We start from the raw sequence: 16,532 nt of genomic DNA on the forward strand, positions 1-16,532 counted from the left end.
GGCGCGTTGGGTAGGCGTGCAGCCGGCGGATCTGTTGGACGACTACGTCGCGGCGATCGGGCCGTCGATGCGCCTCGGGCTGAGCGCCACGGCCGTGCGCAACCGCTCGGCCGAGGCGCGGCACCTGCTCGCCCGGGCGGCGCTCGGGCCGGCCGCCACGCTGGACGAACTGCTGCGGGCGGCGCGGGCCGGGGACCGGCGGTGGCTGCGCCGGCTGCGGCCGAAAGCGCGGCCGGGACTGCTGGCGGCACTGGCCCAGACGATCGCGTTGCAGGAGCTCACCGAGGCGGATCGGCGGGACGCCCTGGCGCTCTACGCGCTGATCCGCCAGGCGTTCGGGGCGGACGCGCTGTCGCCGGCCCAGCAGTCGCTGCACGCCCAGCTCGCGTACGCGTGGGAGGAGGCGGAGGCGGTGCCGGCGTTGCTGGGGGCGTACCGGCGGATGCGGCCCGCGGTGCGCTCGGCGCTCGAAGTGGACCTGTGCAATCCGTTCGTGGCGCCGAGGCCGCCGGAGCCGTGGCTGGCCGCGTTTCAGGCGCTGCTCCCGGAGCCGGCGCCGGCGCTGGGCGGGAACCCCCGGCTGTGCGCGTTCGACCGGCTCGGCTATTCGACACCGCCGGCCAAGGTCGAGGCGCCGCAACGGATCTCGGTGGTGATCACCTGCTATCGCCCGGACGAGGGGCTGATCACCGCGGTGCGCTCGATTCTGGCGCAGACCTGGCGCAACGTCGAGGTGATCATCGTCGACGACGCGTCGCCGGCCGGGCACGACGACGTGCTGCGCCGGGCGACCGCGCTCGGCGACCGGATCAGGCTGGTGCGGCAGCCCGCCAACCTCGGCACCTATGCGGCCCGCAACGTCGGGCTCGATCTCAGCGGCGGCGAGTTCGTCGCGTTCCAGGACTCGGACGACTGGTCGCACCCGCGCCGGCTCGAGCGGCAGGTGGCGCCGCTGCTGGCCGGTGCGGTGGCGAGCACCTCGGACGCGCTGTCGGTGACCGCCGATCTGCTGCTCAACCGGGCCGGCGTGCGCACCGGGCGGTTCAACCCGTCCTCGCTGCTGATCCGGCGGGCCGCGGTGCTCGGCCGGATCGGCTACTTCGACCGGCTGCGCAAGGCCGCCGACTCCGAGTATCTGGGCCGGATCGAGGCGGCTTTCGGGGCGGACGCGGTGCGTCATCTGGATCAGCCGCTCGCGCTGGTGCGGCTCTCCGAGAACTCGCTGTCCCGGGCCGAGATCCGGCCACACTGGATGCATCCGGCGCGGGTCGCGTACCGGTCGGCCTATCTGCACTGGCACCGGGCGATCGCGGCCGATGAGGCCTCCCCGCACCTGGCCGCGGACGTCGCGGTGCGGCCGTTCCCGGCGCCGCCGCACCTGCTCGGCCGTCGCGCCGACGGGACCTACGACGTGGTTTTCGCCGGGGACTGGCGCTATGCCGGCGGGAGTGTGCGCTCGGCGGTGGACGAGATGTGGGCCCTGGTGGCGGCCGGTCGGCGGGTGGCGCTGCTGCAGGTCGAGTCCTATCGCAACGTGCACCGGATGCGGATGCCGCTGTGCGCCGCGATCCAGGACCTGGTGAACGTGGGTGCGGTCGGCCAGGTGCACCTCGGGGATCCGTGCGAGACCGATCTGCTGCTGGTCCGGCAGGCCGACGTGCTGCAGTTCGCGCCGGACGAGCGCAGCGCGATCCGGGCCGAGCGGGTGCTGGTGGTGGCGGACGCCGGTGTCTACGACCCGGTCGGGTGCTCGGCTCGGGTGCGGCGGCTCTTCGGGAAGCCGGCCGTCTGGTGCCCGCAGGATCCCGGCATCCGCGCGGGGCTGCCCGAGGGGCTGGACGTGACCTCGCGGGATCTGCCGATCGTGGTGGACGCGGACGGGTGGTCATCGGTGCGATCCGGGGCCACTGCGGGGCATCCGATCGTCGGCGCGGATCTGTGCGATCAGGAAGTGCCGACTGTGCCACTACCATCCGATGTGGACGTTCGAATTCGGCTCGCCGATCGGCCGCCGGGGACGCCCGCTCCGGTCGTACCCAAGGATTGGTTGGTCTTTGCGGCCGGGGAGGTCGGGGCGCGACCGTTCCTGCATCAGCTCGACTTCTATCTGCACTTCTCGGAGACGGCGGCGTTCTCCCGGCCGGCCCTGGAGGCCGCCGCGGCCGGCTGCGTGGTGATCCTGCCCGAACGATCCGCGGCGCTCTACGGCGACGCCGCGCTCTATGCCGAGCCGTCCGAGGCGCCCGGCCTGATCCGGCGCTATGCCGCCGATCCCGCGCTCTTCGCCGAGCAGAGCCGGCGGGCCAGGGCGGTGGTGGCCGCGGCGCATCACCCGCGGTTGTTCGTCGACGCGGTCGCCCGCCGTAACGACACCGCCCGGGTGACCGTTGAACAGCGGGGGCCACACCTCGTGCCCGCGGGAGGACGCCGATGACCAGCATGGCCCGGCTCGCACGCCGCGTGGTGAAACGCCTGCTCGGTCTCACCTCCCGGCAGGCGACCGTCGTGCTCGCGCCCGCGCTGGCCGGAGCCGGCGCCGCGGTGGTGGCGCTGCTCGGCCGCCCGAATCCGGCGATCGCGGTGCTGGCGCTGCTGATCGCCGGCACGCTCGCCGGGTTGCTGCATCTCGCGCGGCGCACCACCGGCCTGTTTCGCGTGCAGCACGAGGCGATCCACGATCTGCGGCTGCTCACCGAGCAGGTGCAGCGCCGGGTGATCGCCGCGGTGGAGAAGGAACGGCTCGAGGCCGGCGACCGGCATCTCGAGCTGACCGCCGCCGTCGCGCGGGCCGACCGCCTGACGCCGGAGGGCGCGGAAGCCCTGCTGCGCGCTCAGAATCGCGAGATCGAGGCGATCGTCCAGCTGTTCCGCACGCTCGCGCCGCGGGCACCGATGCCGGCCGCCGAGACCGCGCCGCGCCCGACCGACCTGCTCGGCCTGATGCACCTGATGCGCAGCCGCAACCCCGCTCTGACGGTCGCGCTGGGCGCGGGTCCGGCCACGATCTGGCTCGGGTACGCGGCCGAGCAGACCGGCCGCCTGGTCGTGGTGGAACACGACCCCGACCGCGCCGCCCAGGCCCGCGCCGACCTGATGGCACACGGCCTGACCAGCACCGAGATTCTGCACGCGGCACCGGCCGAGCTCACCCTCGACGGCCGCGCCACCGACTGGTACGACGTGGACGCGCTCGCCGCCCTCAAGGACATCGGCCTGCTCGTGGTGACCGGCCCAACCCCGGCCGTGGCGGACGCGCTGTCCCCGGCCCTGCACGTGCTGGGCCGCCGGCTTGCCCCGGGCGCCGCGGTGGTGGTCGAGGACAGCCCGATCCCGCGCCAGTCCGGCGGATTCGACGGCTTCACCCCGGGCCGCGCGCCGGTCGGCGGCTGGACGGTGCTCACGCCCGCTCCCGCCCTGCAACCTTTGTGAACAACAGCGCGCCCCCTGCCGCGGGGACGGCAGAGGGCGCGGTCGTGGGCGCGGCCGAAGCTCCCCCACGGCGGGCCGCGGGGGCGGCCCGGAACTCGTGGAGCCGGTCAGCGCGAGCCGAAGTCCTGGGTGTAGTACGGGGTGCCGTTGGCGGCGTAGATCGCGCCGACGCCGACCGACTTGGCCTTGCAGTTGAGGATGTTGGCGCGGTGCCCCGGGCTGTTCATCCAGCCGGTGACGACCTGGGCGCCGGTGCGGTAGCCGTAGGCGATGTTCTCGCTCAGCGCGCCCGTGTAGCCGGCCCGGACGGTGCGGGTGACGAACGACGAGCCGTTCGCACCGGTGTGGCTGAACCGGCCGGTGCGGGCCATGTAGCCGCTCTGGCCGCGGGCCGCGTAGCCCAGGTTGGCGTCCACCCGCACCGCCGCGCAGCCGTGCTTGACGCGCTGCACGTTGGTCAGCCGCACGATGTCGTTCTGCAGCGTGGCGACCGACGTCACCGCGGCTTCGGCCGGCGTCGCCATCACGACGACGCCGAACAGGGCGGCGGGGACGAGGGCGAGCTGGGCGAGGCGGCGAGCGAACGACGAGCGCATATGAAGGCCTTTCGGAGTGCGGCGCCTGGCTCGTTCGCCAGGTTCAGCATTCCGATCGGCCCGCGCCCGAGCCCCTGAAGGCCCGCACAGGTGCCTTGCCGTGACCCTTGAGTTGCGGGATGGGTGACTAGGAAACGCGGGTTGCGAGGCCCAGTGGCCGGACGGTTGCCGTCCGGTTGTGGATCACGGCGTGAGGGCCAGAATCCGCTCCGCGTAGCGGTCGTGGCCGTGTGTCCGGCGGACGAAGTCGAGGCCCCGGGCCCGCTGTTCGGCCAGGCTCGAGCGGCGGCCGTGCAGGGCGCGGACGGCGTCGCTGAGGCCGGGGACCGTGCTGTAGACCGCGGCGTCGCCGAACGCCGGGGCGAAGCGGTGCGGCAGGACCACCACACAGCCCGCGGCCAGGGCGGCCAGCACGGCCGGGTCGGCGTCCGCCGGGCCGTGGTCGCCGGGCAGCGGCAGATAGAAGTCGACCTGCTGCAGGAAGGCGCGCGGGCTGACGTCCGCGGCGGTGTAGACCAGCCAGCTCCCGGGCGGGCCGCCGATGCCGAACGCCTGCCGGGCGGTGCCCGCGGTGTCCCACAGCCGGACGTCGAGCATCGGATGCTCGGGCAGCTGGGCGCGCAGCCGGTGCCACTCGTCGCGCTCGCCTGCGCACTGGCGGCCCACCACCGGGCGCCGGGCGCGCGGATCACGGCGGTCCACCCGCCAGTCGCCCGGCTCGACCGTGCACGGCACGTCCACCTCGGTGAGCGCGGCGCCGCCGGGGCCGGCGGCCAGTGCGGCGCGGGCCTCCGGGCCGGGTGGCGCCCACAGCGGCTCGGCGTGGAACAGGCGGCGGGACGCGGCCACACACTTGCGCGAGGTGGCCGCGGCCGGCGCCTCGACGACCACCCGGGTGGCCCGGACGCCGCCGGCCGGCGCCCCGGCGAGCAGCGCCGGGCAGCGCACCACGACCAGCCGGGCGCGCACGTCGTCGGCCGGGTCGATCTGGTCGAACTCGCCGGCGTTGATCGCCGCCTGGGTCGCCGGGTCCAGGTCGCCGTCGCCGCCCAGGTGCAGCGCGGCGACTCGCAGGCCGTGCCGCTGCAGCGCACGCAGCCGGCCGAGACCGGCGTCCGGCCGGGTCCAGTCGGCCACGGTCAGCACGTCGTAGGCCCGCCGGCCGCGACGCTCGAGCAGCGGCCAGGGCGCGGGGAAGGGCCGGCCGGTGGTCGCCGGGGGTGCGCCGGCGCGATGCCACGACCGGTACGCCGACCGGTACGCCCGCCGCGCCGCCGCCGACCGATCCCCGTCCCGCCGCAGGAACAACGCCAGTTCCTCGTCCATCGGGCGCACGGTGCGCAGCCGATCGACGAGCTCGTCCTCGCCGCCGTGGCGCACCGGATCGAAACGCTCGCCGGTGCGGCGGATCAGCAGCGGCCCGCGGGTCGTCTCGTCACCGGCCAGGTCCGGCGTGACCAGTCGCGCCGTGCAGGTCACCCCGGCCGCGCGGGGATCGGCGCGCAGGGCGGCCACCTGACGCTCGACTCGCAGCGGGTGCGACCAGGCGTCCGGTTCCTGGAAGGTCAGGTAGGCGCCGGTGGCCAGGTCGAGGGCGGCGTTGCGGGCGGCGTACCGGCCCTCGTGGGCGGGACGGCGCAGGAGGCGGACGCGCGGGTCCAGTGCGGTCGCGGCGGTGAACGTGTCGTCGTACCCGTGGGGTGAGCCGTCGTCGACCAGCAGGATCTCGTGGTTGGTCCAGCTCTGCGCGGCCAGCGACCGCACCGAGGTGACCAGCTCCGGCCCCGGCCGATGTGCGGTGACCACGCTGGTCACCCGCTCGGCGTCGCCCACCCGCTGCACGAAGCCGGCGCCGAGCCCGGTGAATCCTGCACCCATGTCCGCCGCCCCGATGAGTTGATCAACCGAGCGTATGTCGGAAAAGAGCGATTTATGCGTGTCGTGCCGCCTCCGCGTGTCGTTTGACCCGGCGTGTACGACGTGGCGATCCTGTCCGACCTCCGCAACCCCGCGGACGGCCTCGTCGCCGACGTCCGGGCGCAGGCCGCGGCCGGGCTGTCCACCGTCCTCGTGCACGCCTCGCCCGCGGACCGGCCGTTCCCGGCCCGGGTCGCCGCCCTGTTCCGGTCGGGCCTGGCGGACCTGGCCACGCCGGACGACCAGGTCCACGCCACCGTGCTGGTGATCCGGGTGCCGGACACCACCCACGCCGTCGTCGCCGATCGGACCGTGCTGGCCGGTCCGGACTGGCCGGAGCTCGCCGATCCCTCCGCGCATGTGGCCCGGCTGGGCCTCCGCCCGGCTCGCTGGATCCCGTTGCCGCGAACCCCATCCGCGGCCGAACCACCGTGCCGGCGCTTGCTGCTCGTCGGCGAGCGGGCCGATCGGCTGCGCGCCATCGCCCGCCGGCTCCCCGCCGACCGGGAACCCGTGTTGCTCACCGCGTCGCCCGACCTGCCACCGACCGGGATGCTGGTCGAGCATCTGCCGGCGGTGCCCGCGGATCGCCGGGTCAAGTTCCTGCGGGACCGGCTGCGGCACCTGATCGACCTGCACGCCGTCCGGATCGTGGTGCTCGACGGCGTGCCGGATGACGGGCTGCTGGCCGCGACCGCCGACCATCCCGGCGTCTGCTGGCTGTGGCTACGCCCGGCGATGTGGCGCCGCGGCGTCGGCGACCGGTGGCGCGGCCGGGCGGCGGCCTTCGACGCCGTGCTCGAACCGGGTGAGTTCGCCGCGGCCGGCGACGAGGGCTGGACCGTGCAGGACCGCGCCGGGGTCACCACGGTCGCGCCGATCACCATGCTGGACCGCTCGGAACTGCTGCCCTGGGACGGCGACCGGCCGGGCGTGCTGCTGCGCGGGGTGGACGTGACCGTGCCGGGCTTCACCGTCGTCGAGCCGGAACCGCGGGCGCTGCTCGGCGTCGACCTGGCGGTGTCGACGGCCGGCTACACCGAGTTCCACGAACTCCTGGCCGCCGGCGTGCCGACCGTGTTCCTGCCGGATCCGCGGTCCGGAGCCGACGACCAGCTGGCCCGGGCCCGGTTCGCAGCTGCGGCCGGGGTCGCGCTGTGCGCCGAGCGGGTCTCGGACCTGGACGACGTGCTCGCCGCGGCGGCCCGGCCGGAGGTGCGGGCCGCGCTGGCCGCGCGCTGCGCCGAACTGGCCTTCGAGAACGGCGCGGCGGCGGCCGCGGAACTGATCGCGGCGCGATGAGCGACGAGATGCTGCGCTGGGAGGTGGCCGCGCTGGCCGGTCGGTTGCGGGTCACCGAGGCGGATCGCGACCGGTGGCGGGCCCGGGTGGTCGGCCTCGACCCGGTCGCGGCCACGCCGATCCCGGCACACGTCTACCTCGCGATCGGGCTGCGGCCCGAGCCGCTGACCGCGCTCACCCGCGCGCTGACGCAGCGCATCACGGTCGCCGCCGATCACCTGCCGGTGGTGCTGACCGACTGTCCGTCGTTCCGGGTCGCGCTGTCCCGCGGAGTGGTTCTGGAATATCTCCCGGACGCCCGCACGTGGCGCCGGCACCGCCCCGAGACGCCCTGGGACGATCTTCTCACCGAGCGCCTGACCAGGATTTTCCTCGACCATGGGTGCACCCGCACGGTGGTCGTCGATCCGGAGTCACCGCCCGCGCTGGCGGATCTGCTGGCCTGAGGCGCGCGTCACCCACGGCGGACGGGTGTCGTTGCGCTTACGTGACCGTCGAGACGATCAATGTCCCGCCGCCGGTCGTGCGCCCGCCCGCACGATCGCTGTGGCGGCGGGCGTGGTGGCGGGCCGTCCTCACGCCGCTCGTGGTGCTGACCCCGCTGGTGGCCCTGGCGCCGACCGCGGATCACCGGTTCAACATCTATTGGCACGGCGGGATGTTCCGGGAGAACCCGCTCGGCATCGTCACGCACACCGTCGCGACCGCGGACACGTATCTGCGGCTGGGCAACTTCCGGCCGCTCGGCCGGATGCTGGAGAAATCACTCGACCTGCTCGCCTACGTCATCAGCGACCTGTCCGGGCTGCCGGTCAACGTGTCGTTCCGGCTGGTCTCGTTCCTCGGCGCGGTGGCGCTCTCGGTGTCCGCGATGTGGCTCGCCGAGTCGGTGGTGGCGAAGGGCCGGCTGTTCGATCGGCCGCCGTCGGTGCTCGCGGCGACCGTGCCGTTCGCGGTCGGCGGTGGTTTCGTCGCGGCCGGCGGGTCCAGCCCGGCGGTGTTGTTCGGCGGGCTCTACTTCGTTTCCGCGGCGCTGGTGCTGGGGGTCGCGGCGGCGGCCTGCCGGGTGGCGCCGGCCGGGCGGTCGCGGTGGTGGCGGGCCGTGCTGCTGGTGCTGGGTGGCGCGGCTCTGGCCTGCTTCAACGAGATCGCCTATCTGTCCCTGCCCCTGGCCACCGCCGCCATGCTGATCCGCGGCCGCGCTCCCTCAGAGGAAGCAGAGGTTTCTGCTTCCTCTCGGTCCGCTTCCTCTGAGGGCGCAGAGCGCTCTGCTTCCTCTCGGTCCGCTTCCTCTGAGGGCGCAGAGCGCTCTGCTTCCTCAGAGGCCGCTTCCTCTCAGGGCGCAGAGCGCTCTGCTTCCTCAGAGGCCGCTTCCTCAGAGGCCGCTTCCTCAGAGGCCGCTTCCTCAGAGGCCGCTTCCTCAGAGGCCGCTTCCTCAGAGGAAGCAGAGCAAAGGGGTCGGCTGGGGCCTCGGCAGTGGCGGACGCTCGGCGCGCTCTGGCTGGGATTCCTGCCGGTCTTCGCGGTCGTCCGGCTGGTGATCCGCGGCCACTGTGCGGACGGCGGCTGCTACCGGCTATCCGACATCACTCTCGGCCCGGCGGTCCTCGAGGCGATTCCGATGCGCCTCATCGCCTGGGCGCCGCCGCTGATGTGGCAGTCGGCGATCCGGGGCAGCAACGGCTCGTGGCCGGGTGTATTGCCGGTGCTCGCGTTCACCGCCCTCGGCTGGCTGGCCTGGCGGGCGATCCGCGACCTGCCGCGGCTGTCCATGGTGGAGCGACCACAGGGCACGCAGCTGGCGCTGGTGGCGGGTGCGGCGGTGGCGCTCGCGGCCACGCTCGCCGCCCTCAATGCCGAGATCCAGCGCCATGCCGGGCCGTGGGGACTGGGCTGGCGGGACACGGCGGTGACCGCGGCGGCGGGTGCGATCGTGCTCGCGGCGGCGGGGAGTGTGCTGTCCCGGCGTACCGTCGCGATGGTTGTGATCTTTTGTCTCTCGGCCACCGTGGGGACGGCGGCGAACAAGCGGTTCGCCGATCGGGCGGCCGCCGCGCCGCGGGCGATGCTGGCCGACCGGGTGGCGCAGGAGATGGCCGCCTTCGACCCGTCGCCCGCCGGTGATGCCCGGCGCTGCGCCCTGCGGGCCGAATTCCGCGCGCGGCACGCCGGCGCCGACTTCTCCTTGCGGCGCTTCGACCAATCGCTCGACGTGGCCGCCGAACAGCTCGCCGGCCGGCCCTTCTGCGCGACGGTGCCGCGATGAGTGGGCCGCTGCTGTCGGTGGTGGCGCCGATCCACGACGAGGGCGCGGGCGTCGACCGGTTCGTGCGGCGGCTGGGCGAGGTGCTGGCCGGCGTGCACTACGAACTGATCCTGGTCGACGACGGCTCGGTGGACGACTCGTGGGATCGCATCTCCGGGCTGAGCCTGCTCGACGGCCGGGTGCGCGGCGTGCAGCTGTCCCGCAACTTCGGCAAGGAGATGGCCGTGCTGGCCGGGCTGGAACACGCCGGCGGCGACGCGGTCGTGGTGCTCGACGCCGACCTGCAACACCCGCCCGAGGCCATCCCGGAGATGCTGCGGCGGTGGCGGGAAGGCGCGCACGTGGTCGAGGCGGTGAAGCGCAGCCGCACCGGTCAGTCGCTGGCCAACCGGCTCGCCGCGCGGCTCTTCAACGCCACCTTCACCCGGCTGACCAAGGTCGACCTGATCGGGGCGACCGACTTCCGGCTGCTGTCCCGCTCGGCCGTGGACGCGTTGTTGCGGCTGCCCGAGCACGCCACGTTCTTCCGCGGCACCAGCAGCTGGATCGGTTTCCGGCGCGCGGTGGTCGAGGTGGACATCGCCGAGCGGGCCGGTGGCGAGTCGCGGTGGACGTTTCGCTCGCTGGCCCGGCTCGCGGTCGACGGCCTGACCTCGTTCACCGCCGCGCCGCTGCACCTGGTCACGCTGGGCGGCCTGGCGTTCGCCGGGTTCTCGCTGGTGCTCGGCGTGCAGACGCTGGTGCGGTGGATGGGCGGCGGGTCGCTGGAGGGCTTCCCCACGGTGATCCTGGTGCTGCTGGTGATGGGCACGTTCATCCTGCTCGGGCTGGGCATCATCGGCGAATACCTGGCCCGCATCCACGACGAGGTCCGCGGCCGCCCGCGCTATCTGGTGCAGGAACGCACCTCCGGCCCGCCGCCGGTGGTGGCCGCGCGGCGGGCCGGGATGCGGCTGGTCAGAACCCCGGGAACACCCGGCGCAGATCGTCGAGCGTGATCGGGCCGTCGATCGCGACGCCGGCCGGCGTGTACTTCTGCGCGAGCCGGCCGGTGAGCAGCCGGAGCCACGCTTCGGCGGGGATGCGCAGCACACCGTCCGGCCGCTCGGGGCGGTCCCCGATCGCGACCGAGTCACCGAGGGCCAGACCATAGGCGGCCGGCGGGTCGGTCAGGTCGACCGCCAGGTGGGCCTGCCGGCCGGCCAGCGTGTCGGGCTTGGAGATCCAGCCGAGCAGCGGGTTGATCGCGTCCTGCAGCAGCGGCACGGCGTCCGCCGCCAGCGTCGCGGCGGGGTCGGCGCCGGCCTCGACGTCCCAGGCGTGCAGGACGAACTCGTTGAGCCGCATGCGGCCGGCATCGGCCACGCTCACCGGCGCCGGCAGGAAACCGAGGTCGACCCGGAGCTGCTCGCGGGTGGTCTCGTCCAGCCCCTCATATGCCTCGACGAGCCGCTCGTTCGACGCCACAAAGCCGTCCCGCTGCTCCACCGGGCCCATCGCGTCCCAACGGCTCCACACACTCTGGTTGAACCCGTCGGGCGGCGAACCGCCACCGGACAGCGCCCGCTCGAGCGTGGCACGGCCGATCTCGGCGCCGCTGCCGAGGTGACTCAGGACCTGCGCCACCTGCCACTCGGTGGCGGCGGAAGGGGCGGTGAGGGCGTCCTCGTCCATCTTCGCGACGTAGGACACCAGGTCGTCGTGGCCGGATCGCAGGGCGGCGATCACCGGATCCGCAAGGCTAGTCATGGTCCGAAGTCTAGGTCGGCGTCAGCCGAGCAACGGGCCGAGTCGCGGGGCGAGCATCCGGGACCACGTCGCGGTCATGTGGCTGGGGTCGCGGAAGACCAGGAGGTCGCCGACGATGACCGGGCAGCCGCCGCTGGTGCAGAACCACGGCGTCGGGTCGATCACCGTCACGCCCTTGGCGCGCAGCCGGGCCGCGATCGCCCGCCGGCGTTCCGGCGACGGCAGCGCCCGGTCCAGCGGCACCACGCAGGCGGCCGGGTCGTCCGGGTGCTGTGACAGGCACTCCAGCGGCGGCTGCGCCTGATAGGGCGTGTCCGCCAGCAGGAACAACCGGGCGCCGGTGCGGGCCAGCCGGTCGGTGGTGCCCGCCCAGCCGTCGAGCCAGGTGCGGTCGGTCCAGCTCGGATCGGTGATCGGGGCGCCGCCGTCGTCGACCAGCGTGCCGCCGGCCGCCGCCGAGGCGAAGAAGACGCGGGACGGGCGCAGCTCGGCGATGCGGTCCCAGGCGGCTCGCCGCCACCGCACGCACTCGTTGAAAGCTCGATTCAACTTCACCTGGAAGATCCGGGTGTCCGCCGCCGAGCACGCGTTCTTGGAGACCACGACCAGTCGCCAGTGCCGGTCGCGGGCGATCACCTCGAGCGCCGGGAACCAGTGCGCGGCGTGCGAGTCGCCGAAGAGCACCACCGTCTGGGCGGAGGTCACGTCGCCGTAGGCGCACGGCTGCCGCACGGTCGCGTCGGTCAGCTCGCTGGAGCAGCCGTCCGGATAGACCCGCGGCAGGTCCTTCGGGGCGGCCCGCAACGACGGCCGCAGGTTGCGCGGCACGGCCGGGGTGCGCAGGCCGGCGGACAGCCACTCGTCGCTCAGCGCGGTGACCGTGGGCGCGCGGTAGGCGGTGCGGGCGGTGCGGTCCACCCGGGACAGGGCCAGGCAGCCGCCGGCGATCAGCAGGGTCACGGCGAGAGCGGCCGCCAGCGCGGCGCGCGGCCGGGAGCGCAGCGCGGGCAGGCGGCGGATCGGGTTCTCCACCAGGGCGTACGTGAGGGCGGCGGCGGCCAGCGCGGCGGCGGCGAGGGCCAGGTTCACGGCCAGGCTGGGACGGACGCCCAGCGCCACCGGGCCGATCGTGAGGAACGGCCAGTGCCAGAGATACCAGGAGTAGGACAGGCGCCCGATGGCCTGCAGCGGCGCCTCGCACAGCAGTCCGGACGGCGCGGTCGCACCCCCGGCCAGCACCGCGGCGGCGCCGGCCACGGGCAGTGCGGCGGCGTACCCAGGGAAGGGTGTCTCCGCGGTGTAGACGACCGCCGCCAGCCCGATCGCGAGCAGGCCGGCCGCGCACAGCGGCGAGGCGAACCGGCGCGGCAGGCGCAGCGCCAGGATCGCGACCAGCGCGCCGACGCCCAGCTCCCAGGCGCGGGTGTGCAGCCCGAAATAGGCCCACGTCGGGTTGGCCGTGGTCTGCCAGATCGAGACCGTCAGCGACACCGCGACCAGCAGGGAGAGCAGCGGCGCGGGCCGGCGCCGGACGAGCAGCAGCAGCATCGGCCAGAGCAGATAGAACTGCTCCTCCACGGCGAGCGACCAGAAGTGTTGCAGCGGCGACGGCGCGGCGTCCGCGTTCAGATAGTCGGCGCCGGCCGCCGCCAGCCGGTAGTTGACCGAGTAGACCGCCGAGAAGAGCGCGTCCAGCGCCACCTCGGGGGTGCGGACCGGCGGCAGCCAGCGGATCGCGGCGGCCACCGTCGCGGCGGTCACGACCGCGGCGGCGGGCAACAGGCGCAGCGCCCGGCGCGCGTAGAAGCCGGTCACCGAGATCGTGCCGCTGCCGGTCACCTCGCGCATCAGCAGGCCGGTGATGAGATAGCCGGAGATGACGAAGAAGACGTCCACGCCGACGTAGCCGCCGCGGATCAGCGGCACACCGGCGTGATAGAGCACCACCAGCAGCACGGCGACCGCGCGCAGACCCTCGATGTCCCGGCGGTGACCGTCGCGGCGGGCGCCGGGCAGCGACCGCCCGGCGCCGTCGACCGCGCGGCGGGCCGGCCGGGGAACGACCCGGGTGACCGTCACAGCCGGTGCGCCGCATCCGTCGTGGTGACGCCGCGGGTGTCGAAGAACCGCTTCGCCAGCCCGGCCAGCCGATCCGCGTCGTAGCCGCGGTGCGCCTGAACCAGGATCACCAGATCGGCGGCCGTGCACGCGCCGTCCAGGTCATCGACCCGCTCGGCCGAGTCCCACTCCCGGATGTACGGGTCGTGAAAGCTCAGCCGAGCCCCCAGAGAGGCGAGGTGCCGGGCGAGCGGCGTGGCCGGCGACTCCCGCCGATCCGCGACATCCGGCTTGTACGTGACCCCGAGCAGCAGCACCGAAGCCCCGTGCATCGCGATCCCGTCCGCGTTCAACAGGTTCTGGGCCCGCCGCGCCACGTACGCCGGCATCGTCGCGTTGATCTCCTGGGCCAGCTCGACGAACCGGAACGGGTAGCCCAGCCGGCTGCGGACGTTGTGCGACAGGTAGTTCGGGTCGATCGGGATGCAGTGCCCGCCCACGCCCGGCCCCGGATAGAAGGCCTGGAACCCGAACGGTTTCGTGGACGCCGCGGCGATCACGTCCCACAGATCCACGCCGAGCTCGTGACAGAACCGCGCCATCTCGTTGACCAGCGCGATGTTCACGTGCCGGTAGGTGTTCTCGAGCAGCTTCGCGGTCTCCGCCTCCCGGGTGCCCTTGGTGCGCACCACCGTCTCCAGGAAGCGCCCGTAGAACGCCGCCGCCCGGTCGGTGCACCCCGGGGTGTGCCCGCCGACCACCTTCGGGGTGTTCGCCGCGCCGAAGACCGGGTTGCCCGGGTCGATCCGCTCCGGCGAGAAGGCGAGGTGGAAGTCGACGCCGGCGGTCAGCCCGGACAGCGCTTCCAGGCGGGGGCGGACGAGCTCGTCCGTCGTACCCGGATGGGTGGTGCTCTCCAGCACGACCAGCATGCCGCGCCGCAGCTGCCGGCCGATCGCCTCGGTCGCGCCGAGCACCGCGCGCAGATCCGGTCCGTCCCCTTCGGACAGTGGCGTCGGCACGCAGATGACGGCCGCGTCCGCCGACCCGATCAGCGCCGGGTCCGAGGTCGGCCGGAAGCCGCCGGCCAGCATCTCCGCGATGTCGCCGTCGGACAGGTCGTCCACGTGCGAGCGGCCGGCCGCCAGCGCGGCCACCACCGCCGGGTCGACGTCATAGCCGAGCACCGACAGGCCGGATCGCACCGCCTGCTGGGCGAGCGGCAGTCCGACGTAGCCCAGGCCGAGGATCACCAGGTCGTGGCTCAACTGACGTACTCCCAGATCAGGTCGATGGTTTCGCGGCTGATCTGCCGGCCCACCACGGGCATCCGCGGCGGCGTCAGGGAGACCGTGGCGGGCCGCGGCGAGGCCAGCTCCCAGGGCGCCGCGAACGGCAGGAAGGTGGGCAGGAAATCGGCCAGCAGGGCGGCGGTCGTGGCGGCGTCGGAGTCCACGTCGTTGAGGCAGAACGCGTCCCGATGGCGGTGCCGCAGCAGCCGCGCGAGGCGGAACGGCGTGCCCGGCTCGGCCAGATCGGCGTAGGAGTACCGGATCTCGCCGGAGACCGCCCGCCCGGTCAGATAGGCGTAGTACTGCTGGAGCGAGGAGAGCAGCGCGATGTCCTCCGGGTGCCGGAACTGATGCGCCGCGGTGGCCGCCACCGGCTCGGCGAACCGCTCCTCGATCTCGGCCAGCACGCTGCGCCGCGACGGGTGCGGGGTGTGCATCATCCGCCGGGTCAGCACCCGCCCGAAAGCTTCCTGGATCAGCTCCCGGTTGTTCTTCCCGGAAGAGGCGGCGGGCAGATCCGTGTGGGCCCGCGGCGCCGAGCCGACCAGCGCGGTGGACTCGAAGAACCGGGTCAGCCCGCCCGGCGTGAAGAACAGCCCGGGCGACACCGGCCGGCCCAGCAGCACGTCGTCGTTGAGATAGAGGAAGTGCTCGGCGAGGCCCGGGATCCGGTGCAGGCGCGACTCGATCGCCTGCGAGTTGAAGGTCGGCAGCCGGCCGGTGTCGCCGAAGATCTCCCGATGACTGACCACTGTCACGTCCGGGTGGTCCGCGTCCAGCCAGGCCGGCAGCTGGTCGTCGGTGACCAGGAAGACGCGCCGGATCCAGGGCGCGAAACAGTGCACCGCGCGCATCGCGTAGCGCAGCTCGTCGCGGGAGGTGAAGCGGGCGTCGTTGGCGGCCAGCGGATGCGCGGCGGCCACCCACGGATTCGCCGCCAGCGCCTCGTCCTTGCGCCGCCGCCACTGCGGGTCGTCGCCGTCCACCCAGGTGAAGACGGCGTCGATCGGAAAGCTCACCCGGTCCGGCGCGGCCAGCGTGAACACCCGCCGGGTGCGATAGGACGCGCTGTCGTAGGGCGCGCAGAACTCGCTGAACGCCGGCTCGAACGCGATCACCGGCTCCTCGGACGCGCTCACCACATCGGCCACCGGGTTGGCCCGCGGCGCGGTCAGGGCGCCGTCCTGCTCCCGCCAGAACTCGACGTCGCAGCCGAAGTCGTCGCTCAGCACCAGCGAGCCGCCCGCGTCGGTGACCGCCCACGAGGCGCGCCAGACCCTTGCCCGCCGCCGGCTGCGTGCGTCGACCGGCTCGAGGCGTCCGGAGCCGGGCGCGGTGGCTGCCTTCAGCAGCGCCAGGACCCGGTCCTTCTCCTTCTCCGGTACGGCCACAGCGGTGTGGGTGAACGAGGCGCACGGGATCCGGAACCAGTCGACGCCGGCCTGGTTGAGGACGGTCGCCACCCGGTCGACGTTGTGCCGGCGCGCGGTCGCCGGGCTGGCGTCGGCGACCACCCTGGCGATGACGGGACCGTGCTCCGTGCGTACCCGGAGAAGGCCTGGACCGGCCGGCCGGGTGACCGGCGCGGTGAGCGGAACCACCCGCCTGGCCAGCGCCAATCGGTCCGCCGGCGCGGTGTGGGGCAGCACCCGCGTCTGCACGGCCCGCAGCACCCGGCGCCGCAGCGGCCAGGGAGCGTGTCGCAGGATCCGGCACAGTTGCACGTGGGTTCCTTCCGCCGGGGGCCCGATCTCTGACCCTCAACGGGCGCGCTCGCGGTGAGGTTGCGGTCGATATCGTCCTATCCGCTGGTATACGTGATTTGCGGTGATTTGTGCGGTGAAACGACCGGCGGTTACCCCTACGGGTCCCATCGGGGGTTCGACCGATGCGCACTGTTGCGGGGTGCGCGCATGGTGGACG

12 protein-coding genes are annotated in these 16,532 nt (G+C 73.9%); 6 read left to right on the forward strand and 6 right to left on the reverse strand.

Annotated elements, in window-relative coordinates; genetic code table 11:
• Window positions 1-34: 34 nt before the first annotated feature.
• Window positions 35-2,434, forward strand: a complete 2,400-nt coding sequence (locus ACZ6TI_RS01920) for a glycosyltransferase (RefSeq protein WP_465343084.1) — start codon at window positions 35-37, stop codon at window positions 2,432-2,434.
• Window positions 2,431-3,429, forward strand: a complete 999-nt coding sequence (locus ACZ6TI_RS01925; protein ID WP_465343085.1) for an aldehyde dehydrogenase family protein — start codon at window positions 2,431-2,433, stop codon at window positions 3,427-3,429. Before ACZ6TI_RS01920 ends, ACZ6TI_RS01925 begins: the two co-directional genes overlap by 4 nt.
• A gap of 107 nt (window positions 3,430-3,536) precedes the next feature.
• On the opposite strand, the gene ACZ6TI_RS01930 is transcribed toward ACZ6TI_RS01925, so the two are convergent.
• Both ACZ6TI_RS01930 and ACZ6TI_RS01935 read right to left on the reverse strand, forming a co-directional pair.
• Window positions 3,537-4,025: a CAP domain-containing protein gene (locus tag ACZ6TI_RS01930; RefSeq protein WP_465343086.1), complete on the reverse strand. Its 489-nt coding sequence runs from the start codon at window positions 4,023-4,025 to the stop codon at window positions 3,537-3,539.
• A 183-nt stretch (window positions 4,026-4,208) separates the two neighbouring features.
• Window positions 4,209-5,903, reverse strand: a complete 1,695-nt coding sequence (locus tag ACZ6TI_RS01935) for a glycosyltransferase (RefSeq protein WP_465343087.1) — start codon at window positions 5,901-5,903, stop codon at window positions 4,209-4,211.
• A 102-nt stretch (window positions 5,904-6,005) separates the two neighbouring features.
• On the opposite strand from ACZ6TI_RS01935, the gene ACZ6TI_RS01940 reads away from it, so the two are divergent.
• From ACZ6TI_RS01940 to ACZ6TI_RS01955, 4 genes are read left to right on the forward strand one after another with little or no spacing between them, the layout of a single operon-like run.
• A complete protein-coding gene (locus ACZ6TI_RS01940) occupies window positions 6,006-7,244 on the forward strand; it encodes a glycosyltransferase (protein ID WP_465343088.1) in 1,239 nt (412 codons plus the stop codon).
• Window positions 7,241-7,690 carry a hypothetical protein gene (locus tag ACZ6TI_RS01945; protein WP_465343089.1) on the forward strand — a complete coding sequence of 150 codons (450 nt, stop codon included), beginning with the start codon at window positions 7,241-7,243 and terminating at the stop codon, window positions 7,688-7,690. Before ACZ6TI_RS01940 ends, ACZ6TI_RS01945 begins: the two co-directional genes overlap by 4 nt.
• Window positions 7,691-7,731: 41 nt before the next feature.
• On the forward strand, window positions 7,732-9,510 hold the full coding sequence (locus ACZ6TI_RS01950; RefSeq protein ID WP_465343090.1) for a hypothetical protein: 1,779 nt from the start codon (window positions 7,732-7,734) through the stop codon (window positions 9,508-9,510).
• A complete protein-coding gene (locus ACZ6TI_RS01955; protein ID WP_465343091.1) occupies window positions 9,507-10,508 on the forward strand; it encodes a glycosyltransferase family 2 protein in 1,002 nt (333 codons plus the stop codon). Before ACZ6TI_RS01950 ends, ACZ6TI_RS01955 begins: the two co-directional genes overlap by 4 nt.
• Here ACZ6TI_RS01955 and ACZ6TI_RS01960 read toward each other — a convergent pair.
• The 4 genes from ACZ6TI_RS01960 to ACZ6TI_RS01975 are packed head-to-tail and all read right to left on the reverse strand — an operon-like array spanning window position 10,468 to window position 16,333.
• A complete protein-coding gene (locus ACZ6TI_RS01960; protein ID WP_465343092.1) occupies window positions 10,468-11,259 on the reverse strand; it encodes a maleylpyruvate isomerase family mycothiol-dependent enzyme in 792 nt (263 codons plus the stop codon). The two genes, ACZ6TI_RS01955 and ACZ6TI_RS01960, sit on opposite strands and share 41 nt — an antisense overlap.
• 21 nt (window positions 11,260-11,280) lie before the next feature.
• Window positions 11,281-13,338, reverse strand: a complete 2,058-nt coding sequence (locus tag ACZ6TI_RS01965) for an acyltransferase family protein (RefSeq protein WP_465343093.1) — start codon at window positions 13,336-13,338, stop codon at window positions 11,281-11,283.
• Window positions 13,335-14,585 (reverse strand): nucleotide sugar dehydrogenase, encoded by a 1,251-nt coding sequence (locus ACZ6TI_RS01970; RefSeq protein ID WP_465343094.1) that lies wholly within the window; start codon window positions 14,583-14,585, stop codon window positions 13,335-13,337. The genes ACZ6TI_RS01965 and ACZ6TI_RS01970 overlap by 4 nt, the downstream gene beginning before the upstream one ends.
• Window positions 14,582-16,333: a stealth family protein gene (locus ACZ6TI_RS01975; RefSeq protein WP_465343095.1), complete on the reverse strand. Its 1,752-nt coding sequence runs from the start codon at window positions 16,331-16,333 to the stop codon at window positions 14,582-14,584. The genes ACZ6TI_RS01970 and ACZ6TI_RS01975 overlap by 4 nt, the downstream gene beginning before the upstream one ends.
• Between the last annotated feature and the right edge of the window lie 199 nt (window positions 16,334-16,532).

Source organism: Actinoplanes sp. NPDC051388 (genome assembly GCF_055586225.1).

What these genes read in the sequence shown, in the direction of transcription:
- ACZ6TI_RS01955 (WP_465343091.1), top strand. Translation starts at nt 9,507, where the DNA reads ATGAGTGGGCCGCTGCTGTCGGTGGTGGCGCCGATCCACGACGAGGGC.
- ACZ6TI_RS01945 (WP_465343089.1), top strand. Translation starts at nt 7,241, where the DNA reads ATGAGCGACGAGATGCTGCGCTGGGAGGTGGCCGCGCTGGCCGGTCGG.
- ACZ6TI_RS01925 (WP_465343085.1), top strand. Translation starts at nt 2,431, where the DNA reads ATGACCAGCATGGCCCGGCTCGCACGCCGCGTGGTGAAACGCCTGCTC.
- ACZ6TI_RS01930 (WP_465343086.1), bottom strand. Translation starts at nt 4,025, where the DNA reads ATGCGCTCGTCGTTCGCTCGCCGCCTCGCCCAGCTCGCCCTCGTCCCC.
- ACZ6TI_RS01935 (WP_465343087.1), bottom strand. Translation starts at nt 5,903, where the DNA reads ATGGGTGCAGGATTCACCGGGCTCGGCGCCGGCTTCGTGCAGCGGGTG.
- ACZ6TI_RS01960 (WP_465343092.1), bottom strand. Translation starts at nt 11,259, where the DNA reads ATGACTAGCCTTGCGGATCCGGTGATCGCCGCCCTGCGATCCGGCCAC.